A 23,746-nucleotide genomic window follows, 5' to 3' on the forward strand; every position below is an offset into this window, starting at 1 on the left:
CACACCGGCACCGAACACACCGGCGCAGATCACACCGGCGCAGAACGCGCGCGTCGAGGCCCGACAGAGAAAGACCCGACAGAGAAAGAGCAGTATGCCCCGCTTCAGCATCATCGTCCCGTCCCATGGGGTCGCGGGCCGGCTGTCCCTGGCGCTGGACTCCGTCCTCGCCCAGTCCTTCGGCGATCTCGAGCTGATCCCGGTCTGCGACGCGCCGGACGCCCCGGCCGCCGTCCTCGCCGCCGGGTACGCCGAGCGGGACGCACGGGTGACGCCGGCCGTCTCGCCGCCGTCGGCGGGCCTGGCCGGGGCGCGCAACACCGGGATGCGGGCGGCGCACGGGGCGTATCTGCTGTTCCTCGACGGCGACGACACCCTCGCCCCGGGCGCGCTGGCCGCGCTGGACGCCCGCCTCGCCGCCACCGGTGACGTGGACGTCCTGTACATCGAGCACGAGCGCGTCCCGTGGTGGGAGGGCGAGCCGGCCAACCCGGCGGCCCCGCTGCTGGCGAAGGCGCCGAAGGGCGCCTTCACCCCGGCCGAGGCGCCCCGGATCACCGGGGTGCAGCTGCCCGCCTGGAGCGCCGCCTACCGCCGCGCCTTCCTCACCGAGCAGCGGCTCGCCTTCCCCGAGGGGCACTTCACCGACGTCGGCTTCGGCGGTCTGGTCAGCCTGCGGGCCGAGCGGATCGCGGTGCTGCGCTCGGTCGTCGTACGGCATCTGCTGCGCCGCCAGGGCAGCCGGCTCAACCTGCCGGGCGAGCACCACGCCGAACTGCTGGACCGGATCGAGCCGGTGCTGGCGGCGGCCACCCGGCTCGGTCTGCCCGCCGACCGGTCGGGGCCGCTGTTCGAACAGCTCTTCGCACTCGTCCTCAAGACGGCCGCGCACCCGCGACGGCTGCCGGGCCGCCGTCGCCGGGCCTTCTTCCGCCGCGCGGGCCGGCTGTACCGCCGCCACCGTCCGGCCGGTTTCCGCAGGCCGGGCGGGAGCGTCGGGGTGCAGCACCGGCTGCTCGCGGCGGGGGCGTACACCGCGTTCCGGGCGCTGCGCGGCGCCAACCAGCGGCTGTCGGCCGCCGCCCGGCGCCTCCCGCGCTCCCGGGGACTGCGCACGCGCCTGTTCTACCGGCGCCGGCTGCGCCGCCCGCTCGACCCGAACCTGGCGGTGTACTGCGCCTACTGGGGGCGCGGTTACGCGTGCAGCCCGGCCGCGATCCACGCGAAGGCCGCCGAACTCGCCCCGCACATCCGGTCGGTGTTCCTCGTCGAGCCCGACCAGGCGCACACAATGCCGCAGGACGTCGACCACGCCGTGATCGGCAGCCGCCGCTACTGGGAGGTCCTGGCCCGCGCCAAATACCTCGTCAACAACGCCAACTTCGCGGAGGGCGTGGTCAAGCGGGAGGGCAGTGTGCATGTGCAGACACAGCACGGCACCCCGCTGAAGAAGATGGGCGTCGACCAGTCGACGTACCCGGTGGTGGCGGCCGCGAGCGGCTCGTTCACCAAGCTGCTCGGGCGGGTGGACCGCTGGGACTTCAACCTCTCCTCCAACACCCACTCCACGCAGATGTGGGAGCGCGCCTTCCCCGGCCGCTACGAGCACCTGGAGTACGGCTATCCGCGCAACGACGTCTACTACACGGCGACCGCCGAGGACGTGGCCCGGATCCGGCGGGAGCTCGGGGTGCCCGAGGGGAAGACGGCCGTGCTGTACGCGCCGACCCACCGCGACTGGCGGACCGGCTTCGACGGCGGCCTGGACCTGGACGCCTTCTGCGAGGCGGCCGGCGAGGACGTCGTCGTCCTGCTGCGCGCCCACTACTTCTACGACGCGGGCCTCGCCCGGGGGACGGGCCGGATCCTCGACGTCACCGGCCACCGCTCCTCCGAGGACGTGTGCCTGGCCGCCGACGCGCTGGTCACGGACTACTCGTCGATCATGTTCGACTACGCCAACCTGGACCGGCCGATCGTCGTGTACGCCGACGACTGGGAGGTCTACCGCGAGACCCGGGGCGTGTACTTCGACCTGATGGCGGCCCCGCCGGGACCGGTGGCCCGTACCCCGCAGGAGCTGGCGCGGGTGTTCCGCGACGGCTCGTACGCCTCGCCGGAGTCCCATGCGCTCAGGGCCGCGTTCCGGGCCCGTTTCTGCCAGTTCGACGACGGCCGGGCCGCCGAGCGCGTGGTGCGCAGGGTGCTGCTCGGCGAGCCCCCGGAGGAGATCCCGCCCGTGCTGCCGCTCGCCGACCGCGTCCCGGCCCCCGCCGCCACCCTCGTAAGGAGCTGACCCCCGCAGTGCCCCGCTTCAGCGTCATCGTCCCCTGTTTCAAGGTGCAGGGCTTCCTGCGCGAGTGTCTCGACTCGCTCCTTTCGCAGTCGTACGCGGACTTCGAGGTGATCGCCGTCGACGACCGCTCACCCGACGGCTGCGGCGCGATCCTCGACGAGTACGCGGCCCGCGACGAGCGGGTCCGGGTGCTGCACCTGCCGGAGAACGTGGGCCTCGGCCGCGCCCGCAACGCGGGGATGCCGGAGGCCGGCGGGGACTACCTGTTCTTCCTCGACAGCGACGACACCCTCACCCCGGGCGCCCTGCACGCGATGGCCGACCGGCTCGCCGAGTCCGCGGACCCGGACGTCCTGGTGTTCGACTACGCCCGCACCTACTGGTGGGGCGGCACGCGCCGCAACGCCCTCGCGCACGTCCTGACGGAGGTCGGCGACGGCACCTTCACGGCCGCCGAGCGCCCCGAGATCCTCGACCTGCTGATGGTGGTCTGGAACAAGGTCTACCGGCGCGACTTCGTCGAGGAGAACGGCTTCGCCTTCCCGCCCGGCTACTACGAGGACACGCCCTGGACGTTCCCGGTCATGCTCAGCGCGGAGCGGATCGCCACGCTGGACCGGATCTGCCTGAACTACCGCCAGCGCCGCCAGGGCAACATCCTGTCCACCACCAGCCGCAAGCACTTCGACATCCACGACCAGTACGAGCGGGTCTTCGCCTTCGTCGACTCCCGCCCGGCGCTCGCGGACTGGCGGCCGTATCTGCACCGCAAGATGGGCGAGCACTGCCTGGACATCCTGGCCAAGCCGGACCGGCTGCCGCCGTCGGACAAGGGCGAGTTCTTCCGCCGTACGGCCGAGATGTTCCGCGCCCACCGGCCGGACGGCGCGCCGGTGCCGAGGGAACTGCGCGTGCTGGAGCACGGGTACGCGGCCTACCGGGCGCGGCGGCAGGCCGGGCGCGTGGGGCGGGAGCTGGCGCGGCGCGGAGCCCTCGTACGCCGGGCGGCCGGAGCGCGTGCCGGGCGCGCGGTGGACGGGGTGCGCTCCCGTCGGCCGATCGACCCGGAGCTGGTCGTCTACTCGGCGTTCTCGCACCGGGGCGTGCTGGGCGATCCGGGGGCGGTCTACCGCAAGGCGCTCGAGATCGCGCCGCAGTTGCGCGGGGTGTGGGTGGTGCGCGACGAGGAGACGGCGGCCGGGCTCCCGGAGGGCGTCGAGCACGTCCTGCTGGACTCGCCCGCGTACCGGAGGGTGACCGCGCGGGCGGGTTTCCTCGTCAACAACGTCAACTGGCCGGGCGCGCTGGCCAAACGCCCCGGCAGCGTCCATGTCCACACCCACCAGGGCACCCCGCTGAAGTACATGGCCGCCGATCTGCTGGACCGGCCCGGCGCCCGGTACGGGGTGGACGTGCCGCAGATGCTGCGCCGGGCCGACCGCTGGGACCACAGCCTGGTCGCCAACCGGCACTCGGAGCTGGTGTGGGAGCGGGCGTACCCGTGCCACTTCGCCTCCGCGCGCACCGGCAGCCCGCGCAACGACGTGCTGGTCGGCGCGGACGCCGGGGCGGGCGCGGCGGTCCGGGCCCGGCTGGGCATCCCGGCCGGGCACACGGTGGTGCTGTACGCGCCGACCCGGCGGGAGTACGTCCGGGGCGGGCACGTCGACCGGATCGACCTGGCCCGGTTCGCCGCCGACCTGGGCGAGGGCCACACCCTCGTCGTACGGCTCCACCCGTCGCTGGCGACCGGGCCCGCGCGCGGGACGGGCCTTACGGACCTGCACCGGCGCGGAGTGCTCGTCGACGCGACGGACGAGCCGCACGTGGAGGAGGTGATGCTCGCCTCGGACGTGCTGGTCACCGACTACTCGGCCCTGATGTTCGACTACGCCAACCTGGACCGGCCGATCGTGGTGCACGCCGACGACTGGGACGCGTACACGGCGAGCCGGGGCACCTACTTCGACATCACCGCCGAGGCCCCCGGCCATGTCTCGCGCTCCTCCCGCGAACTGGCCCGGCTGCTGGCCTCCGGCAGCTGGCGGGACGAGGACTCCGCCCGGCTGCGGGCCGCGTTCCGGGCGCGTTTCTGCGCGTACGACGACGGACGCGCCGCCGAACGGGTCGTACGGCGGCTGCTGCTGGGCGAGGAGTTCCCGGACGCCGGGGTGGCGCGGGTGCCCGGGCCGAGCGCGGCGCACGAGGAGCTCGCGTCGACCTGAGCGGCGGGCCCGCATGATAGGCCGGATGCCGTGAAAATCCCTCATGCCTTGAAAGTCCCTCACGTCTTGAAAGTCCGTCCCGGTCGGCCGCGCGGCTGGGTGCTGGTCCTGGCAGGTGTGTTCGCGGTGCTCCAGCTCGGGAACGTCACCGGGCGGGACACCCCGGACACCAAGAACTACCTGTCGTACGCGCTGAGTCTGCGCGGGGAGGGCAAGCGGGAGGCGGCGGCCGCGACCATCGACTACGCCTGCCGCAGCGGCGCCTCGGTCGCGGCGCGGCGGCAGCGGGTGGACGTGGTCCGTTTCCACCGGCCGGACCCGGCGGGGCGGGTGCTGGCCGCATGCCGGGAGCGCGAGTGGCGGGCCGTCGAGACGCGGCTGAGGGCGGGTCACGCGGGCGGGCGCACCGTGCCGTTCATGCCGGAGCGTTTCATGCGGATCTTCGAGGCGCGGCCCGGCTATCCGGTGTTCCTGGTGCCGTTCCTGACGCTGTTCGGGGTGACGTGGGGGCTGTGGCTGGCGGGGGTCGCGGTGACGGTGGCGGGCGGGGTGCTGGTCTTCCTGATCCTGCGCACCCTGCGCGCGGCGGCCCCCGTGTGCCTGACGGGGCAGGCCCTGTTCTACGTCCTGCCGTGCGGCACGACCGCGATGCGCCCGATGACCGAGGGCCTGATGCTGGCGCTGACGCTGGCCGCGGTGTGGGGGTGCGCGCTGGCCCTGGACGGGGACGCGCGGCGGGTGCGGGCGGGACGGTGGCTGGTCGGGGGCGCGCTGGCCGCGCTGTTCACGGTCAAGCACTCACAGGCGCTGTTCCTCGGGCTGTGTCTGGCGGGTGCGGGCGTGCTGGTCGCCGTACGGCGTCGGCGGGCCGGGCGGGAGCCGGGGCGGGGGGTGCTCGCGGTGACGGCGGCGGGCTGCTGCGGGGCGCTCGGGACGGTGCTGCTGGCCCGGCTGCTGCACTATCCGTCGGAGGCGGAGAGCCTGCAGGATCTGCTGACCGATCACTTCGCCCGGCCGGACCGCACGCGCGTGTGGCCGGAGTTCCTGCACCTCCAGCTCAATTTCTGGGTGGAGTGGACGCGCCGTCAGCTGTGGGAGCCGCTGTTCGCCGTGGCGCTGGCGGCGGGGGCGTGGGGGGTGCTGCGGGGGCGGCGGCCGGCCGGGGTGTTCGTGGTGGCCGCCGCGTTCACCGGGGCCCTCAACCAGGCCGGGCATCCGGACATCGCCATCTGGGGCGACCGGCTGATCGTGCTGGCGTGGCTGCTGCCGGTGCTGGGGCTGCCGCTGCTGCTGGAGTCGGCCCTGCTGCGGGAGCGGATCGCGCTGCCGGCGCAGGACTCCGGCGGGGGACATGACTCCGTTCGGGCTCACTCGCCGGGGTGACAGGGGGCAAGGCCGTTGATGCGGGCGGGAAGGTACGGCCAATGCCCCTCATGCGCACCTTTGCCCCTGTCTGCCGCCTTTTGGCCCGCACCCGGTGAGCGCCGGTGTCCTGACCCGGCGTCCGGCGCGCGGCGCCGGGGCGCTGCGCCGTCGGCGGGTGTGGCGTCCGAGCCCGTACCAGGTCTTCGGTTTTCTGTTCTGGCTGGTGACGACGCTGGCGTTCTGGCGGGTGCCGCTGTGCTGCGACGCGGGGGTGCACGCGGCGGTCGTCGAGCGGCTGAAGGCCGATCTGCTGCACCCGCGGCATCCGATGGCCGATCTGCCGGGCGCGGGCAGCCCCTACTACTCGCCGTACGCGGTGGCCGAGGGCGTGTTCGCCCGGCTGACCGGGCTGACGGGGTGGGAGGTGCTGCGGGTCGCGGGGCCGCTGAACCTGGTCGTGCTGCTGACCGGGGTCGGCCGGTTCGTGCGGGCGCTGACGCCGAGACCGTGGGCGCCGGTCCTGGCGCTCGCGGCGATGACGCTGCTGTGGGGCACGGAACGCGCCTGGTGGAGCGGCTATCTGGGGCTGATGTCGATGACCGGCAACCTCGGTTATCCGTCCACCTTCGCGATCGGCCTGGCCTTCTGGGCGTGGGCGCTGACGGCGGCGCGCGCGTGTGACGCCCGCCTGGTCCGGTACGTCGGCCCGGACGGGCTGCGCGGCTTCACCGGGTACGCGGGGGTCGGCGCGCTGTACGGGGTGATCCTGCTGGTGCATCCGATCACGGCGGTGGCGGCCGTGACGGGCGGGGTCGCGGTGGTCCTGGGCCTGCAGCGGGAGTGGCGGTCGGCGGTGGCGGCCCGGTGGGCGGTCACGGCCACGACGGCGCTGCTGGTCGCCGCCGCCTGGCCGTACTTCGACGTGTTCGCGCTGGCCGGGGACGGCAGTGTCGACGGGATGCACCGGCGGCTGTACGACGATCCGGCGGGCCACTTCTGGCTGGCGCTGCTGGGGCTGCCGGCGCTGGGGGCGCGGGCGCGGCGTTCGGCGCGCGATCCGCTGGTGCTGATGTTCGCCCTGGACTGTCTGGTGGTGGTGTACGGGTTCGTCTCCGGCCACTACACCTACGGGCGGATCCTCGGCCTGACGCTGGTGCCGCCGCAGTTCGCGCTGGCGGCGGAGCTGGCGGCGCCCCGGCCATGGGGGGTGTGGCGGCGGGCGCTGGGCGCGGTGGCGGCCGCCGGGGCCTGTCTGGGGCTGCTGACCGTGCAGGCGGGGGCGGTCGTGCCGCGTTCGCTGGATCCGGTGGGCTTCGACCAGCCGCCGCGCTGGCCGGCGTACGACTGGGCGGCGCGGCACATCGGGCCCGGGGAGGTGGTGATCACCGACGGGTACTTCGCGGTCCACGCGATCGCCGGGTACGGGCCGAACCTCGCCGCGCCCGCCTGGCCGGACGCGGCGCTGGACGAGCGGGCGAGGCTGCGCCGGGTGGCGGACGTACGGGCGTATCTCGCCCCCGGCTCGACGCGGGCCGGGCGGGCGGCGATCGTCCGCCGCTACCGCGTCCGCTGGCTGCTGCTGACACGCTGGCACCCGGTGCCCGAGGAGGCCGTGGTGGTGGCGTGGAGCCGGCGAACCGGGGAGGTGCTGGCGCGGGTGGGGTGAGCCGGGGGCGCGGGCGGGGTGGGGCGCCGGTGGGTCGGCGCGGGCGGGGTGGGTCGGCGCGGGTGGCGTCGGGCGCGGGTGGCGTCGGGCGAACCCGGAACGAGGCCTCCCGAGGGGGGCGCCCGATGTTCGGATCCCCCGGGAGGCCCCTGTCCGGGGGTTACTCGACGACGAGGTCGACCTCGATGTTGCCGCGGGTGGCGTTGGAGTAGGGGCAGACCTGGTGGGCGGTCTCGACCAGCTTGCGGCCGGTCGCCTCGTCCAGGGTGTCCGGGAGCTCGACGCGCAGCGTCACCTTCAGGCCGAAGCCCTCGCCCTGCTTGCCTATGCCGACCTCGGCGGTCACGGCGGCGTCGGAGACGTCGACCTTCGCCTGGCGGCCGACGAGGCCGAGAGCGCTGCCGAAGCAGGCCGCGTACCCGGCGGCGAACAGCTGCTCCGGGTTGGTGCCCTGACCGTTGCCGCCCAGCTCCACCGGCATGGCGAGCGCGAGGTCGATCTTCCCGTCGTTGCTGACGGCGCGGCCCTCGCGGCCGTGGGTGGCGGTGGCGACTGCGGTGTAGAGCGCGTCCATGGATGAACCGTCCCTGTCGGATGAGTCAGTGTCGGGGGGGGTGGCCGGTCCGGTCGCTTCTCTCGTCCGGGCCGCTCACGGGGATAAGTAGAGCACACAATTCAGTTGTGCACAACTAAATGGCGCGCTGGCGCTACCCTGGAGACATGACCCCGACGTCGACCCCTCTCCCCGCCCCCGCCCCCGCCCCCTCGGAGAACTGGCTGCGCCTGGACCTCCAGATCTGCTTCTCCCTGCACGCCGCCTCGCGTGCCTTCAACGGCGTCTACCGCGTGATCCTCAAAGAGCTCGGGCTGACCTACCCCCAGTACCTGGTGATGCTGGTGCTGTGGGAGCAGGGCGAGCTGCCCGTGAAGACGCTCGGCGAACATCTGCGCCTGGACTCCGGCACGCTGTCCCCGCTGCTCAAACGCCTGGAGACGGCGGGCCTGGTGATCCGGGAGCGCAGCGCGCGCGACGAGCGCTCGGTGGAGATCCGGCTCACCGAGGAGGGTTCCGCGCTGCGGGAGCGGGCGTTGCAGGTGCCCCGGCGGATCGCTTCGGCGACCGGGCTCGGACTGGAGGAGATCAGCGAGCTGAGGGAGCAGCTCGACCGGCTCACCGGCGCACTGGACGCGGCGGCGCTGGAGGAGGACCGGGCGGATTGGGAGGACCGGCAGGACCGACAGGCGGAAGCCCGGCAGGCGGAAGCCCGGCAGGGGTAGGTGGGCGGCGGGTGTAGAGGCTCAGGGTGACCCCGTCCCGGACGAACTCCCGCCTCGGTTCGCTCGGCACGAACTCCTCCGTCACCACGGTCAGCTTGACCCGCTCGGTCGGGTTGCGCGGGTACCACGGGGAGCGCAGGGCGTACGGCTCGGCCAGCACCCACAGCCGGTCCAGCGCGAGCAGCTCGCGGCGCAGCTCGGCGGCGCCCCGCTCACGGCCGTAGAGCGTGCCGGAGGCGGGGCCGGACGCCTCGAGCGCCACGTCCCGCACCCCCCGGAAGCCCTCGGGGTACGTCACCTTCGCCCGCCGCCCGATGGTCGGCAGGAACACCACGGAATCACCCGGCCGCACCTCGCGCGCGGCCAGCGCCGAGACCGCGGCGAGAGTGTCGGGGCGACCGCGAAGGGTGCGGTCCTGGCGGTACAGGGGCAGGTGCTGGGTGAACGCGAGAACGACGGCGAGGGTTCCCGCAAGCCCACCCAGGGGCGAGCGCGCGCCCTTCACGCCCCTCGCGCCCTTCACGCCCCTCGCGCCCTTCACGCCCCTCGCGCCCTTCACGCCCCTCGCACCCTTCACGCCCTCCGCGCCCTCCGCGCCCTCCGCGCCCATCACGCCCTCCGCGCCCATCACGCCCTCCGCGCCCTTCGCCGCCTTGCCCCCCTCGCCCCCCTTCGCCCATCTCGCCCCGAGCACCCTGTCCGCGCCAGCTGCCACCAGCAACGGCGCCCCCGCGAGGGCGTACAGGACATAGCGGTCGTCGTACATCGGGCGGAGCTGGGAGGCGGCCAGCAAGGTCAGTGGCGGGACGACCGTCCAGGGCAGGGCCACCGAGGTGACGGTGAGCCGGCGGGGGCCCGGCAGGGCGGCGAGCGCGAGGACGAGGCAGGTCCAGAAGACCGGCCCGTCCGTCCCGAGGAACGCGTGCAGCAGCCGCAGCGCGTTGTCCGTGCCCGGCCGGGGCAGCCACGCCACCTGGGCGGCCTGGGCCCGCGACACGACGGCGAGCGGGATCAGGACGAGCACCGCGGCGCCGGCCGCCGCGGCCCAGCGCGACCAGGCCCGTTTCCCCACGCGCGCGTGCAGGAGCGTCACCCCGTGGGCGAGCACCAGCAGCACCGCCAGCTCGTGCAGCAGACAGGTCAGGGCGAGGACGACGCCGTACGGCCACCAGGGGCGCCCCTGGAGCGCCCGGACGAGCAGCAGGGTCGCTCCGGCCGCGCCCGCGCAGACGACGGCGTAGGAGCGGCCCTCCTGCGCGTAGTGGCCCACGAGCGGGGTGACGGCGTACAGCAGGCCCGCCCACAGGCCGACGCGCGGCCGGGCCAGCCGGGCGCCGAGGGCCGCGACCAGGCCCGCCGCGAGGGCCGCCCCGCAGACGGACGGCAGGCGCAGGAGGACCTCGCCGGGGCGGACGGCGAGGACGGCGTGCAGGAGGAGGTAGTACAGGCCGTGCACGGCGTCCACCCCGTGCAGCAGCCGCCAGATCTGCGGCACCGAGCGCCGCGCCACCTGGAAGCTGACGGCCTCGTCGCGCCACATGCCCCCACGGCCGAGCCCCCACAGGCCGAGCGCGAACCCGGCACCGACGGGCGGGAGCACCGCCGCACCGGCCCTGTTCCTGATGTCCACGGGCCCCATTTTGTTGGATTTAGTACCGCTTCTTGGCTATTGACGGAGTATCTGAACTAAAGAGGCATTCGGGCACCTTACGATCCGCCGTCATGAGACGTCGTCACCTTCTCGTCGCCCTCGCCGCCGCCTGGCTGGCCTCCCGCGCCCTGATGCTGTGGCTGCTGGCCCACGACTCCCTCGGAATCCTGGGCGGCCGGGTGGGCCGGGAGGTGTGGCACCTGTACCACCACTGGTACGGCGTCCTCGCGCACGGCGCCTTCCCCGCGCACGACACCCTCTGGCAGTACCCGCCGGGCGCCGGCCTCGTGCTGCTGTCACCGGGCGTGCTGCCGTGGTGGACGTATTTCCAGGCGTTCGTCGTGCTCACCGTCCTCTCGGACGCGGCGGTCGCGTGCGCGCTCGCCCGCGCGGGCACCCGCCCCGGCCGCACCCTGGCCGGGGCGGCCGTCTGGGTGGGCGGGCTGCCCCTCCTGGTCCGTGTCCCGTTCGCCCGCTACGACGTGCAGGTCACGGCGCTCGCCGTGCTCTCCCTGCTGGCGCTCGCCCGCTCCACGCGCGCGTGCGGGGCGTTCGCGGCCGTGGGCGCCCTGGTGAAGGTGTGGCCTGCGCTGGTGCTGATCGGCGTACGACGGGGCCGCGACTCCCGGTCGGTGTGGTCGTCGGTGGCGCTGACCGGGGCCTCGCTGTTCCTGCTCCTGGTGTTCGCGTTCCGCAATCCGCTCGCCTTCGTGCGCCAGCAGGGCGGCCGGGGCGTGCAGATCGAGTCCCTGGGCGGCACCCTGCTCTCGCTCGCGACCCACGCCGGCTGGCCGGGCAAGGTCCACTACCGGTACGGCGCGATGGAGTTCACGGGGCCCTACGTCTCCAGCGTGGCGCACGCCTCGCTCGCCCTGACCGCCCTCGCCTTCGGCCTGCTCCTGCTGTGGCGGGTCCGCGCCCGGCACTGGACCGAGGCCGTCCCCTTCGACGCCGCCCTGAGCGCCGTCCTGCTGTTCACCGTGACCAGCAGGGTGATCAGCCCTCAGTACATGATCTGGCTGGTGGGCCTGGCCGCCGTCTGCCTCACCTCCCGGCACACCACCCAGCGCCCGGTGACGGCGCTGATCCTCGCGTCGACCGCGCTCAGCGCCGTGATCTTCCCGGTCGAGTACGGCAGGGTCATCGAGTGCACCTGGACCGGAACCGGGCTGATGGTCCTGCGCAACGGCATGCTGCTCGCGGCGGCCGTGCTGTCCTACGTCCGCCTGTGGCGCGCGACGACGGCGCGCGCCCCCGAGCGCGCCGGGAGTTGTCCACAGGCCCTGCGGGAGAGCCGCACGCCTGCTTCACTGTGAGACGAACGGGCCGATCGCGGACGAATCACACCACGACAGGCCATCCGACTTGGGGGACTCTCCGACATGACCTGGCTGATCACCGGCGGCGCCGGCTACATCGGGGCGCACGTCGTCCGGGCGATGACCGCGGCGGGCGAGCGGGCGGTGGTGTACGACGACCTGTCGACCGGTGTCGCCGCGCGTGTGCCGGCGGGGGTGCCGCTGGTGACGGGCTCGACGCTGGACGGGGAGCGGGTCGCCCGTGCCCTCGCCGAGCACGCGGTCACCGGAGTCGTCCATCTCGCGGCGAAGAAGCAGGTCGGCGAGTCGGTGGAGCGGCCCCTGCACTACTACCGGGAGAACGTGGAGGGCCTCAGGGTCCTTCTGGAGGCGGTCACCGAGGCCGGCGTCGGGTCCTTCGTGTTCTCCTCCTCGGCCGCCGTGTACGGCATGCCGGACGTCGATCTCGTCACCGAGGACACCCCGTGCGTGCCGATGTCGCCGTACGGCGAGACGAAGCTTGCCGGTGAATGGCTGGTCCGGGCGACCGGCCGCGCCACCGGCCTGGCCACGGCCTCACTGCGCTACTTCAACGTGGCGGGCGCGGCCTCCCCCGACCTCGCGGACACCGGGATCTTCAACCTCATCCCGATGATCTTCGAAAGACTCACCGAGGACGCCCCACCCCGCGTCTTCGGCGACGACTACCCCACCCCCGACGGGACCTGCGTCCGCGACTACATCCACGTGGTCGACCTCGCCGAGGCCCATGTGGCCGCCGCGCACGCCCTGCGGACCTCCCCCGGCCGCGCCCTCACCCTCAACATCGGCCGCGGCGAGGGCGTCTCGGTCCGGGAGATGATCGACCGGGTCAACGCCGCCACCGGCCACCACCGGCCCCCCACGGTCACCCCCCGCCGCCCCGGCGACCCGGCCCGGGTGGTCGCCTCGGCCGACCGCATCGCCATCGAACTGGGCTGGAAGGCCGTGCACGACGTCCAGGACATGATCACCTCGGCCTGGGCGGGGTGGCTGCGGCTGCATCCGGAGGCGGGACGGGGCTAGACGGCGTTCCGGAACGCTGGACGGGCGCCGTGCACGTACCGCTGCCGGGGTGGGGCGAGCGGGTGCTGCGCCTGCCGGAACTCATCGAACTGGCACGCCGGCTGGCCGGTTGAGCGGTCGGCTCTAGGCGTTGTTGAGATACGCCAGCACCGCCAGCACCCGGCGGTGCCCGCTGTCGCTCGGCGGCAGGCCCAGCTTCAGGAACACGTTGCCGATGTGTTTGCTGACCGAGCGCTCGGTGATGACGAGCGTGCCCGCGATGGTGGTGTTGTCGTGGCCCTCGGCCATCAGTTTGAGCACCTCGCGCTCGCGCGGGGTGAGCTGGTCGAGAGGGGAGTCCTTGCGCCGGGTCAGCAGTTCGGTGACCACCTCGGGGTCCAGTGCCGTACCGCCGCCCGCGACCCGTTGCAGGGCGTCGAGGAACTCGTCGACGCGGCCCACGCGGTCCTTGAGCAGATAGCCGACGCCGTTCGCGCCGCCGCCGAGCAGTTCGGCCGCGTAGGACTCCTCGACGTACTGGGAGAGCACCAGCACCGGCAGTCCGGGGATCCTCTCGCGGGCCTCCAGGGCGGCGCGCAGCCCCTCGTCGCGGAAGCCCGGCGGCATCCGCACATCGAGCACGGCCACATCGGGGCGGTGCTCCAGCAGCGCAGGCAGGACCTCGGGACCGGAACCGGCGACGGCCACCACCTCGTGCCCGGCCGACGTCAGCAACAGGACGAGGCCCTCCCTGAGCAGGGCGTTGTCCTCGGCCAACACGACTCTCATGCCACCTCGACTCCCGTCGACCGCCGCCGACTCCCGCCACTGCGCCCGGAGTTCCCCGGTCACAGCGCCTTGATCGCCTCCGCGGTGGCCCGCGCCAGCGCGCCCAGATAGCCCTTGGGCAGCTTCGGACTGCGGATCACCACCGAACGCCAGTAAAGCGGACCGGAGATCAGATCGAGCGCCAGCTCGTCGTCCAGGCCCATCCGGACCTCACCGCGCTGCTCCGCCGCCGCCACGATCTTCAGCGCGACCCCCTCCTGGCCCTCCCGCAGCGTCTTCTGCAGCGCCTCGGCGATCTCGGGGTTGCGGGCCGCCTCCGCCTGCAGGTCCGGGATGATCTGCGAGGCCGCAGGGTGCCGCAGCGCCCGGGAGGTCACCTCGTACAACATCCGCAGGTCGCCCTCCAGGCTGCCCGTCTCCGGGGCCGGCAGGCCCTGCACGGCGAGCGCCGAGAGGAGGTCGAGGACCAGGTGCAGCTTGGAGCGCCAGCGCCGGTACACCGCGGTCTTGCCCACGCCGGCGCGCCGGGCGATGCCCTCGATGGACATCCGCGCGTAGCCGACGGTCGCCAGCTCCTCGAACACGGCCGCCCGGATGGCTTCCGTCACATCCTCGCGGAGCACGGCCGCGCCCGCGGGAGCCCGGCGGCGCGGCTTCGCCTGCGGTTCGCCTGCGTTCGTCGTCATGCCGTCCAGCATAGGGCGTTACGACGAAACGGTTGCGTTCCGACGTCGAATAGGCCTACGCTCACGTTGCGACGATACGGTCCCGTCCCGACGTAAGAAAACGTGAAGAGAAAAGTAAGAGAACGCCGGGCGACGGCAGAGTGCAACCGGTACGGCCGCACTCGCACCCCCACCCCCCGAATGAAAGCAGCGGATGTGAGCCAGGTACTCCACACACCGCCCATGACACAGGCCGACACGCCCGACGACGACCTGGCGGCCCTCGCCGCCCGTCACGGCCTCGCGGTCAGCGGTGCCCGCCCCTCCCTGCCCCAGTACATCCGCCAGCTGTGGGCGCGCCGTCACTTCATCACCGCGTTCGCCACCGCCAAGCTCACCTCGCAGTACAGCGACGCGAAGCTGGGCCAGATCTGGCAGGTGATGACCCCCCTGCTGAACGCGGCGGTCTACTACTTCATCTTCGGCGTGCTGCTGCAGACCAAGAAGGGCGTCCCGGACTACATCCCCTTCCTGGTCACGGGCGTGTTCGTGTGGACGTTCACCCAGAGCTCGATCATGTCGGGCACCCGGGCCATCTCCGGCAACATCGGCCTGGTGCGGGCCCTGCACTTCCCGCGCGCCGCGCTGCCGATCTCGATGTGTCTGCAACAGCTCCAGCAGCTGCTGTTCTCGATGGCCGCACTGCTGATCATCCTGTTCCTGGTGGGCGTCCCGCCGGCGCTGTCCTGGGTGCTGGTCCTCCCCGTCCTGCTGCTCCAGTTCCTCTTCAACACGGGCATGTCGCTGATCATGGCCCGGGCGGGCGCGAAGACCCCCGACATCGCCCAGCTGATGCCGTTCGTCCTGCGCACCTGGATGTACGTCTCGGGCGTGATGTGGAGCATCGACAAGCTGCTCAGCAAGCACACCGGACTGCCGTCCTGGGTCGTGGACGTGCTGCGCGCCAACCCGGCGGCCGTCTACATCGACCTGATGCGTTTCTCGCTGATCGACACCTTCGGTGCCGGCCAGCTGCCGCCGCACGTGTGGGCGTGGGCGGCCGGCTGGGCCGTGCTCTCCGGCGTCGGCGGCTTCATCTACTTCTGGAAGGCTGAGGAGACGTACGGCCGTGGCTGACAACACCCCCCGCACCGAGCCCTTCGACCTCGCCGACGAGCGGGCCCCCACCGTCATCGCCGACCACGTCGACATCGTCTACCGGGTCAACGGCACCTCCAGCGGCCGGGGCAGCGCCACCGCCGCCCTCAACCGCATCCTGCGCCGCAAGCAGAGCGAGAAGGCGGCCGGCACCCGGCTGGTGCACGCCGTGAAGAACGTCTCCTTCATCGCCTACAAGGGCGAGGCCATCGGTCTGATCGGCACCAACGGCTCCGGCAAGTCGACCCTCCTCAAGGCCGTCGCCGGCCTGCTGCCGGTGGAGCGGGGCCGGATCTACACCGACGGCCAGCCCTCCCTCCTCGGCGTCAACGCGGCCCTCATGGGCGACCTCACCGGCGAGCGCAACGTCTACCTCGGCGGCCTGGCCATGGGCATGTCGAAGGAACAGATCCGGGAGCGCTACCAGCAGATCGTCGAATTCTCCGGCATCAACGACAAGGGCGACTTCATCTCCCTTCCCATGCGCACGTACTCCTCCGGCATGGGCTCGCGGCTGCGGTTCTCCATCGCCGCCGCCAAGGACCACGACGTCCTCCTCATCGACGAGGCCCTCGCCACCGGTGACGCCCTGTTCCGCAAGCGCTCCGCCGACCGCATCCGTGAGATGCGCGAGCACGCCGGCACGGTGTTCCTCGTCAGCCACAGCAACAGCTCGATCCGCGAGACCTGCGAACGCGTGCTGTGGCTGGAGCGCGGCGAGCTGCGGATGGACGGGCCGACGGAGGAGGTCATGGACGCCTACGAGGAGTTCAGCGGCGACCTGAAGGCCAAGAAGAAGCCCGCCCCGAAGAAGCCGGCGGCGAAGCCCGCCCCCAATCCTTCGGCGACGGTCTGAGCAGGCACTCAGCACAAAGGGGCGCCCCCGCTCGGGGGGCGCCCCTCTTGCATGGGCCGCTTACGAATGCGTCCGCAGCAGCGTCCGCATCGTCCGCATCGCCACCGACAGGTTCGCCAGGTCGAACGTCTCCGAGCTCTGGATCTCCTCCAGGGTCGTCCGCGCCCGCCCCAGGATCGCCGCGTTCTTCTCGTCCCACGCCTTGAACCGCTGCTCGGGCGTCGAGGTGCCGTTGCCGACGGCCAGGACGTCCGCGGTCAGCGCCGCATGGGCCGCGTAGAGGTCCTCGCGGATGGAGGCGCGGGCCATGGACTGCCAGCGGTCGGCCCGCGGCAGCTCGATGATGCGGTCCATCAGCTGGGTGATGTGCAGCCGGTCCGCGAGGTCGTAGTAGACCTCGGCGACGTCCTGCGGGTCCCTGCCCATCCGGTCGGCCACCGACACGATGTCCAGCGCCGGGAAGGCGGAGGAGAACCCGGCCACCCGCGACGCCAGCTCGTCCGGCACACCGGCACCGCTCAGCTCGTCGTAGATCTTCTGCCACCACTCCAGGTCCGCGCCGCGCAGCAGCTTGGTCAGCTGCGACCACACCTGCTCGACACGCTCGGCGAAGAAGTCGACGGTCTCGGCGAGCTGCAGCGGCTGCGGCCGGTTGTTGAGCAGCCAGCGCGTGCCGCGCTCCACGAGCCGGCGCGAGTGCAGCCGGATCCGGGTCTGCACGGCCGCCTCGACCGTGTTGTCCAGCTCCTCCACCGCGTCCCACACCGGCGCCGACCGGAAGATCGCCCGGGCCGCGGTCTGCGCCCGCACGATCTCCTCCAGCGAGGCCCCGGTCTCCTCCCGCAGCCGGTGCAGATACGTCGTACCGCCCGTGTTGACCGTGTCGTTGACCAGCACGGTCGTGGTGATCTCACGGCGCAGCGGGTGGCTGTCGATGTGCTCCGGGAACTGCTCGCGCAGCGCGGTCGGGAAGTACGCGTACAGCAGGCCGCGCAGATAGGGGTCGTCCGGCAGGGAGGTCTGCAGCAGCTCGTCCGAGACGGTGATCTTCGTGTACGCCAGCAGGACGGCCGTCTCCGGGCCGGTCAGGCCGTGGCCGGAGCCGAGGCGCTCACGGATCTGCCGGTCGGTCGGCAGGAACTCCAGCGCCCGGTCGAGGTGCCCCTCGCGCACCAGGTGGCGCAGGAAGCGCTGCTGGGCGTGGAGCATGTCCTTGGACTGGGCGAGGGCGTTGGCGATCGCCGTGTTCTGCGCGTAGTTGTTGCGCAGGACCAGCGCGCCGACCTCGTCGGTCATCTCGGCGAGCAGCTTGTTGCGCTGCTTGACGGTCATGTCGCCGTCCGTGACCAGCCCGTTGAGCAGGATCTTGATGTTCACCTCGTGGTCGGAGGTGTCCACGCCCGCGCTGTTGTCGATGGCGTCGGTGTTGATCCGGCCGCCCTGGCGGGCGAACTCGATCCGGCCGAGCTGGGTCAGCCCCAGGTTGCCGCCCTCGCCGACGACCTTGACGCGCAGGTCCTGGCCGTCGACGCGGATCGGGTCGTTGGCCTTGTCGCCGACGTCGGCGTTCGACTCGGTGCTCGCCTTGACGTACGTGCCGATGCCGCCGTTCCACAGCAGGTCCACCGGCGCGGAGAGGATCGCCTTCATCAGCTCGGCCGGGGTCAGCTTGGCGACCTTGCCCTCGATGCCGAGGGCCTCCCGGATGTGCGCGTTGACGGGGATCGCCTTCGCCGTCCGGGGGAAGACACCGCCGCCGGAGGAGATCAGCTCGCTGTTGTAGTCGGCCCAGCTCGACCTGGGCAGCTCGAACAGCCGGCGGCGCTCGGCGTAGGAGGCCGCGGCGTCCGGGTTCGGGTCGATGAAGATGTGCCGGTGGTCGAAGGCGGCGACCAGGCGGATGTGCTCGGACAGCAGCATGCCGTTGCCGAACACGTCACCGGACATGTCACCGATGCCGACGACCGTGAAGTCCTCGACCTGGGTGTCGACGCCCAGGTCACGGAAGTGCCGCTTCACGGACTCCCAGGCGCCGCGGGCGGTGATGCCCATCGCCTTGTGGTCGTAGCCGGCCGAGCCGCCGGAGGCGAACGCGTCCCCGAGCCAGAAGCCGTACGATCCGGCGACCTCGTTGGCGATGTCGGAGAACGTCGCCGTGCCCTTGTCGGCCGCGACCACCAGATAGGTGTCGTCCTCGTCGTGCCGTACGACGTCGGCCGGCGGCACGACCTCCCCGGCGACCATGTTGTCGGTGATGTCGAGCAGCGCCGAGATGAAGGTGCGGTAGCTGGCGATGCCCTCGGCGAGCCACGCGTCACGGTCCACGCCCGGGTCGGGCAGCTGCTTGGCGACGAAGCCGCCCTTGGCGCCGACCGGCACGATGACGGTGTTCTTCACCATCTGCGCCTTGACCAGGCCGAGGATCTCCGTACGGAAGTCCTCCCGCCGGTCCGACCAGCGCAGACCACCGCGCGCGACCTTCCCGAACCTGAGGTGCACGCCCTCCACCCGGGGCGAGTACACCCAGATCTCGAACGCCGGCCGCGGCGCCGGCAGATCCGGGATGGCCTGCGGGTCGAACTTCATCGACACGTACGCGTGCGGCGTGCCGTCCTTGCCGGTCTGGAAGAAGTTGGTGCGCAGGGTCGCCTTGATGACGGTGAGGAAGGACCTCAGGATCCGGTCCTCGTCGAGGGACGCCACCTGGTCGAGCGCCGCGTCGAGCTCCTCCAGGAGCGCGTCGACGATCTCCAGCCCGGCCCGCTGCCGGCCCGGCGACATCCGCGCCTCGAACAGGGAGACCAGCAGCCGGGTGGTGTGGACGTTCGTACGGAGGGTGTCCTCCATGTAGTCCTGGCTGAACGTGGACCCGGCCTGCCGCAGGTACTTGGCGTAGGCGCGCAGCACCATCGCCTGCCGCCAGTTCAGCCCGGCGCCCAGCACCAGCGCGTTGAACCCGTCGTTCTCCGCCTGGCCGGTCCAGGTCGCGGCGAACGCCTCCTGGAACCGCTCACGCCCGTCGTCGCCGAGCAGATCGGTGGTCCCGCCGCCCAGCGCCTTGGGGATGCGCAGCCCGAAGTCGTAGATCCAGGCCACCGACCGGTCCGAGCAGCGCAGTTCGTACGGCCGCTCGTCGATGACCTCGACACCGAGCCGGTTCAGCACCGGCAGCACCGCCGACAGGGAGATCGCGTCGCCCTTGCGGTAGATCTTGAAGCGGCGCTCGTCGGGCGCGGCGCCCACCGGCTCGTACAGGCTGAGCGAGAAGCTCTGCTCCTCGGTGAGCCGTTCGAGGTGGACGAGGTCGGCGACCGCGGCGCGCGGGGTGTGGTCGGCCTTGTAGCCCTCGGTGAAGGCGCTGTTGTAGCGGCGCAGCAGCTCGGCGGCCCGCTCCTCGCCGAGTTCGGCGGTGAGCGCCTCGGCGAACGCGTCGGCCCAGGACCGGGCGGCCTCGACGAGACGCGCCTCGATGCGGTCCTTGTCGGACTCGGACAGCTCCGGCAGCTCGGTGCCCGGCGCGACCCGGACCACGAAGTGCAGCCGGGACAGGATCGACTCGGTGTTCCAGGCGGTGAAGTCGACGCTCGTCCCGGCGAGCTCCTCCTTCAGGATGTCGATGATCCGCAGCCGGACACCGGTGGTGTAGCGGTCGCGGGGCAGGTAGACGAGCGCCGAGTAGTAGCGCCCGTACTCGTCCTGGCGCAGGTAGAGCCGCAGCCGGCGCCGCTCCTGCAGATACAGCACGGAGGTGACGATGGACCGCAGCTCGTCGACCGGGGTCTGGAAGAGCTCGTCGCGCGGGTAGGTCTCCATGATCTGGAGCAGGTCGCGCCCGTCGTGGCTGTTGGGCGAGAACCCGGCGCCCGTCAGGACGGCGTCGACCTTGCGCCGCACGACCGGGACCCGCACCACGGACTCGGTGTAGGCGGCGGAGGAGAACAGTCCGAGGTAGCGCCGCTCCCCGACGACGTTCCCCTCGGCGTCGAACTTCTTGACGCCGACATAGTCGAGGTACGACGGCCGGTGCACGGTGGCCCGGCTGTTGGCCTTGGTCAGGACGAGCAGCTTGTGCTCACGGGCCTTGGCGCGGGCGTCGGCCGGCAGTCGCTCGAACGACGGGCTGACCGGGTGGGCGTCCTCGCCGGCGTGGTGCGGGTCGGCGCGCAGAATGCCGAGGCCGGTGCCGGGCACGGCCGCGAGGGAGTCGTCCTCGCGCAGCTGATACTCGCGGTAGCCGAGGAAGGTGAAGTGGTCGGCGGCGAGCCAGCGCAGCAGCTCACGCGCCTCCTCGACATCGGCGGAGGGCAGATCGCCGGGCCGGGGCTCCTCGACGAGGCCGTCGGCGATGCGCAGCGCCGAATCCCGCATCTTCTCCCAGTCCTCGACGGCCTCCCGCACGTCGGAGAGCACCCGCAGCAGATCGGCGGTGACCTGCTTGAGGTCGGCGCGGTCGGTCTCGCGGTCCATCTCGACATGGATCCACGACTCGACGTGCGCGTCGTGCGGAAGCACACCGGCGCGCGCGCCGCCCAGCACCTCGATGAGCTTTCCGGTCACATCGCGGCGCACCACGACCTGCGGGTGCACGACGAGGTGGATGCCGCGCCCCTGCCGGGTCAGCTCGTTGGTGACGGAGTCGACGAGGAAGGGCATGTCGTCGGTGACGACCTCGACGACGGAGTGGCTGCAGGTCCAGCCGTTCTCCTCGACGGTCGGCGTGTGGACCCGGACGTTGGCGGTTCCCTGCGGCCGGTTCTCGGCCAGCCGGTAGTGGGAGAGAGCGGCTCCGAAGACATCGACCGGGTCGCGGTCCTTGAGGTCCTCCGGGGCGGTGTGCAGGTAGTAGCGCTGGAGGAACGTGAGCAGGGCGTCGTGGTCCGTGGTGCCCGGAGCTCCTGGCGTGCCCTCGCTCGTCGTCCCAGTCGGTAGGTACCCCCCGACCGGGCTGTTCTCAGCGACCCGCGCCGCCCTCTCGAGCAGCTCGGCCTTGGCTTCGTCCAGCTTGGTCTGCATTGTCCTCTGACTCCTGTCGCGCGCCGTTGCGTGACGTAGAAGGAAGTACGGTCTCTTCCCTTGCGACTCGACGCCACGGCCCGGGGTCTCCGGTCTGCTCCGACGCTATGCCGCAAGGCGAGATGAGCGGGGGGTTATCGGCCATTCTCGACACCGCCGCGAGGTGTGACGCTGCTCTCCGCGCCGCGTCTTCCCCGAGTGTGTACGGCGTCCCGGGGCCCCTTGCGCCCCTGTCCCGCCCGCAAGAACCAGCGTCCGCCGCCCGGCCGCGGAGATGGTCCGCACGCACCGGGCGCAGGGCAGGGGCAACAGAACCCCCGCGAACTATCGCGCTGATCACGCCACTAAGGCTATCGCTCCCCACCGGGGGCCCGTCATGAGCCGTATGTGTACAAAACAGGGGGCAGAACTTTGACGTTCTGCACAGGGCGGGGAGGGAAAACGGACAGGGGAGGTCGACGCCGGTGCCGCCGCCGAGGGACCCTGAGGCTGGAAGCGCCCCCGAGAGAGGAGCCGCACCATGTCCGCGAAGATCCTCATCGTCACCGGCGACGCGGCGGAGTCCCTGGAAGTCCTCTACCCCTACCAGCGTCTGCTGGAGGAGGGCTACGAGGTCCACATCGCCGCCCCCACCCGCAAGAAGCTCCGGTTCGTCGTCCACGACTTCGAACCCGGCTTCGACACCTACACCGAGAAACCCGGCTACACCTGGCCCGCCGACCTGGCCTTCTCCGAGGTCGACCCCGGGCAGTACGCCGCCGTCGTCATCCCCGGCGGCCGCGCCCCGGAGTACCTGCGCAACGACCCCGAACTCCGCAAGATCCTCAAGTCGTTCTTCGACGCCGACAAACCCGTCGCCCAGATCTGCCACGGTCCACTGCTCACCGCGGCCGCCGACGCGCTGAGCGGTCGCCGGGTCACCGCCTATCCCGCGCTGGAGATCGACATGCAGACGGCCGGCGCCACCTTCCAGGACACCGAGGCCGTGGTCGACGGCACCCTCGTCTCGTCCCGCGCCTGGCCCGACCACCCGGCGTGGATGCGTGAGTTCCTCAAGGTGCTGCGCGCGAAGACCCCGGCGACCTGACCTTTCCCGGGTGCGGCGCCGGCTCTCCCGGGGCGCCGCACCGTCACGCGGCCGCCCGCAAGGCGACCTCCACCGCTTCCGCGAGCGTGTCCACCACCGGCACGCCCACCGCCTCCAGGCTCGCCCGGCTGTGCGAGCCGCCGGTGTAGAGCACGGCCCGTGCCCCCGCGTGCAGCGCCGCCACCGCGTCGTCGGCGGCGTCCCCGATCACCACGGTCCGGGCGGGCTCCACCGACTTCCCCAGCGCGGCGAGATGCCGCACCATGTGCTCCGCCTTGCTCCCCCCGGACGGCCCGACCCGCCCGTCCACCCGCACGAAGTGCGGCTCTATCCCGAAGCCGCGCACCACCGGCACCAGCTCCTCGTGCACATACATGCTCAGCAGGGACTGGCTGTGCCCCGCCGAACGCCACCCCATGAGCAGCTCCACCGCCCCTTCGGTGAGCCCGCATCCCACCCGGTGCTCCGCGTAGTACCGATGGAAGACCTCGTCCATGAGCTCCCACTCGGCGTCCGTCGGCAGCCGGCCCATGAGCCGCTCGTAGAACTTCGGCACCGGCACGCAGTACAGCGCCCGGTACCGCTCCAGCGTCAGCGGCTCCAGCCCCAGCTCCGCGAACGCCGCGTTCGTCGCCCCTATGATCGCGTCGTTGTCATTGAGCAGTGTCCCGTTCCAGTCCCAGACGATGTGCGCCGCCACCTGCTGCTTCCCCATGCAGCAAACGTACCCGCCCGCACTGACAATCAAGAGCGGAGGCCACCGGGCGCCCCCGCCCGCGGCACCCGCCCCTCCTGCGCCCCCGCACCCCTCAGCTTCCGGCGCCCACCAGGTTCGGGATCTCCTGCGTGGCGAACCACAGCAGCTCATGGTCCTCGGCCCCGTCCACCACGAACTGCGCGTCGTCGTCCCCGCCGTCCGCCGCCCCGAGCGCCTCCACCGCCGCGGTGACATCCGCCTCCGCGTCCCCGGCGTCCACATGCACCGCGGCCGCCTTGGACAGCCGTACGCCCCCAGACACCCGCATCTCACCGAGCGCCGCCGGATCCAGCCCCCGGTCGGGGTCCACCTCGGTCGCGCGGTCGGGTACGTCGACGGCGACCACGACCCTGCGGCGCGGGGCACCCGGGTCCGCCGCGAGCAGCCGGAGCGAGGCGAGCGCGGCCCGGCTCAGCGCCGCGTACTCCAGTTCCTCGATGTCGTCGGACGAATACCACTCGCGCAACGCGGGCGTGACGGCGTAGGCGACGAGCGGCCCGGACCCCAGCTCCCCCGTCTTGTGCGCCTCGGCGAGGCCGGGGAGGGTCAGGGGGACGTAGACGCGCATGGCAGGCCGCTCTTTCGTCGTCGGATTCGG

Annotated in this window: 17 protein-coding genes; 10 read left to right on the forward strand and 7 right to left on the reverse strand. The window is 72.3% G+C overall.

What is annotated here, in order from left to right:
- Positions 1-94: 94 nt before the first annotated feature.
- The 4 genes from ABZ464_RS34370 (at position 95) to ABZ464_RS34385 (ending at position 7,552) form a co-directional block, all read left to right on the forward strand.
- Positions 95-2,296, forward strand: a complete 2,202-nt coding sequence (locus tag ABZ464_RS34370; RefSeq protein WP_359283639.1) for a CDP-glycerol glycerophosphotransferase family protein — start codon at positions 95-97, stop codon at positions 2,294-2,296.
- An 8-nt stretch (positions 2,297-2,304) separates the two neighbouring features.
- Positions 2,305-4,521 carry a CDP-glycerol glycerophosphotransferase family protein gene (locus ABZ464_RS34375; RefSeq protein ID WP_359283642.1) on the forward strand — a complete coding sequence of 739 codons (2,217 nt, stop codon included), beginning with the start codon at positions 2,305-2,307 and terminating at the stop codon, positions 4,519-4,521.
- Positions 4,522-4,620: 99 nt separating this feature from the next.
- Positions 4,621-5,904 carry a hypothetical protein gene (locus ABZ464_RS34380; RefSeq protein WP_359283723.1) on the forward strand — a complete coding sequence of 428 codons (1,284 nt, stop codon included), beginning with the start codon at positions 4,621-4,623 and terminating at the stop codon, positions 5,902-5,904.
- Between the two features lie 94 nt (positions 5,905-5,998).
- A complete protein-coding gene (locus ABZ464_RS34385) occupies positions 5,999-7,552 on the forward strand; it encodes a hypothetical protein (protein ID WP_359283645.1) in 1,554 nt (517 codons plus the stop codon).
- Positions 7,553-7,712: 160 nt separating this feature from the next.
- Here ABZ464_RS34385 and ABZ464_RS34390 read toward each other — a convergent pair whose 3' ends face one another.
- On the reverse strand, positions 7,713-8,126 hold the full coding sequence (locus ABZ464_RS34390) for an organic hydroperoxide resistance protein (RefSeq protein ID WP_359283648.1): 414 nt from the start codon (positions 8,124-8,126) through the stop codon (positions 7,713-7,715).
- Positions 8,127-8,272: 146 nt separating this feature from the next.
- Between ABZ464_RS34390 and ABZ464_RS34395 the strand changes: the two genes are divergently transcribed.
- The gene (locus tag ABZ464_RS34395; RefSeq protein ID WP_359283650.1) at positions 8,273-8,830 is read left to right on the forward strand and encodes a MarR family transcriptional regulator; all 558 of its coding nucleotides are present in this window, start codon (positions 8,273-8,275) and stop codon (positions 8,828-8,830) included.
- On the opposite strand, the gene ABZ464_RS34400 is transcribed toward ABZ464_RS34395, so the two are convergent.
- Positions 8,724-10,370, reverse strand: coding sequence for a glycosyltransferase family 39 protein (locus ABZ464_RS34400; RefSeq protein ID WP_359283725.1), 1,647 nt, complete (start codon positions 10,368-10,370; stop codon positions 8,724-8,726). The genes ABZ464_RS34395 and ABZ464_RS34400 overlap by 107 nt on opposite strands.
- A 182-nt stretch (positions 10,371-10,552) precedes the next feature.
- Between ABZ464_RS34400 and ABZ464_RS34405 the strand changes: the two genes are divergently transcribed.
- Both ABZ464_RS34405 and galE read left to right on the forward strand, forming a co-directional pair.
- A complete protein-coding gene (locus ABZ464_RS34405; protein WP_359283653.1) occupies positions 10,553-11,797 on the forward strand; it encodes a glycosyltransferase family 87 protein in 1,245 nt (414 codons plus the stop codon).
- A 66-nt stretch (positions 11,798-11,863) separates the two neighbouring features.
- Positions 11,864-12,844: a UDP-glucose 4-epimerase GalE gene (gene galE / locus ABZ464_RS34410; protein WP_359283655.1), complete on the forward strand. Its 981-nt coding sequence runs from the start codon at positions 11,864-11,866 to the stop codon at positions 12,842-12,844.
- A 123-nt stretch (positions 12,845-12,967) separates the two neighbouring features.
- On the opposite strand, the gene ABZ464_RS34415 is transcribed toward galE, so the two are convergent.
- Both ABZ464_RS34415 and ABZ464_RS34420 read right to left on the reverse strand, forming a co-directional pair.
- Entirely contained in the window at positions 12,968-13,612 is a 645-nt protein-coding gene (locus tag ABZ464_RS34415; protein ID WP_359283658.1) for a response regulator transcription factor, read from the reverse strand.
- A 59-nt stretch (positions 13,613-13,671) separates the two neighbouring features.
- Positions 13,672-14,298, reverse strand: a complete 627-nt coding sequence (locus ABZ464_RS34420; RefSeq protein WP_359283661.1) for a TetR/AcrR family transcriptional regulator — start codon at positions 14,296-14,298, stop codon at positions 13,672-13,674.
- A gap of 195 nt (positions 14,299-14,493) precedes the next feature.
- Between ABZ464_RS34420 and ABZ464_RS34425 the strand changes: the two genes are divergently transcribed.
- Both ABZ464_RS34425 and ABZ464_RS34430 read left to right on the forward strand, forming a co-directional pair.
- The gene (locus ABZ464_RS34425; RefSeq protein ID WP_359283664.1) at positions 14,494-15,414 is read left to right on the forward strand and encodes an ABC transporter permease; all 921 of its coding nucleotides are present in this window, start codon (positions 14,494-14,496) and stop codon (positions 15,412-15,414) included.
- A complete protein-coding gene (locus ABZ464_RS34430) occupies positions 15,407-16,291 on the forward strand; it encodes an ABC transporter ATP-binding protein (protein WP_359283666.1) in 885 nt (294 codons plus the stop codon). The genes ABZ464_RS34425 and ABZ464_RS34430 overlap by 8 nt, the downstream gene beginning before the upstream one ends.
- A gap of 60 nt (positions 16,292-16,351) precedes the next feature.
- Here ABZ464_RS34430 and ABZ464_RS34435 read toward each other — a convergent pair whose 3' ends face one another.
- Complete coding sequence (locus ABZ464_RS34435) at positions 16,352-21,304, reverse strand: NAD-glutamate dehydrogenase (protein WP_359283668.1); 4,953 nt, start codon at positions 21,302-21,304, stop codon at positions 16,352-16,354.
- A 520-nt stretch (positions 21,305-21,824) separates the two neighbouring features.
- Between ABZ464_RS34435 and ABZ464_RS34440 the strand changes: the two genes are divergently transcribed.
- Positions 21,825-22,391, forward strand: a complete 567-nt coding sequence (locus ABZ464_RS34440) for a DJ-1/PfpI family protein (protein ID WP_359283671.1) — start codon at positions 21,825-21,827, stop codon at positions 22,389-22,391.
- A 43-nt stretch (positions 22,392-22,434) separates the two neighbouring features.
- Here the strand turns inward: ABZ464_RS34440 and ABZ464_RS34445 are convergent, their stop codons facing one another.
- Positions 22,435-23,106 carry an HAD family hydrolase gene (locus tag ABZ464_RS34445; RefSeq protein ID WP_359283672.1) on the reverse strand — a complete coding sequence of 224 codons (672 nt, stop codon included), beginning with the start codon at positions 23,104-23,106 and terminating at the stop codon, positions 22,435-22,437.
- A gap of 94 nt (positions 23,107-23,200) precedes the next feature.
- The gene (locus ABZ464_RS34450) at positions 23,201-23,716 is read right to left on the reverse strand and encodes a hypothetical protein (protein WP_359283674.1); all 516 of its coding nucleotides are present in this window, start codon (positions 23,714-23,716) and stop codon (positions 23,201-23,203) included.
- Positions 23,717-23,746: the final 30 nt, after the last annotated feature.

Source organism: Streptomyces sp. NPDC005820 (genome assembly GCF_040630255.1).
In the GTDB taxonomy this organism is placed as follows: Bacteria; Actinomycetota; Actinomycetes; order Streptomycetales; family Streptomycetaceae; genus Streptomyces.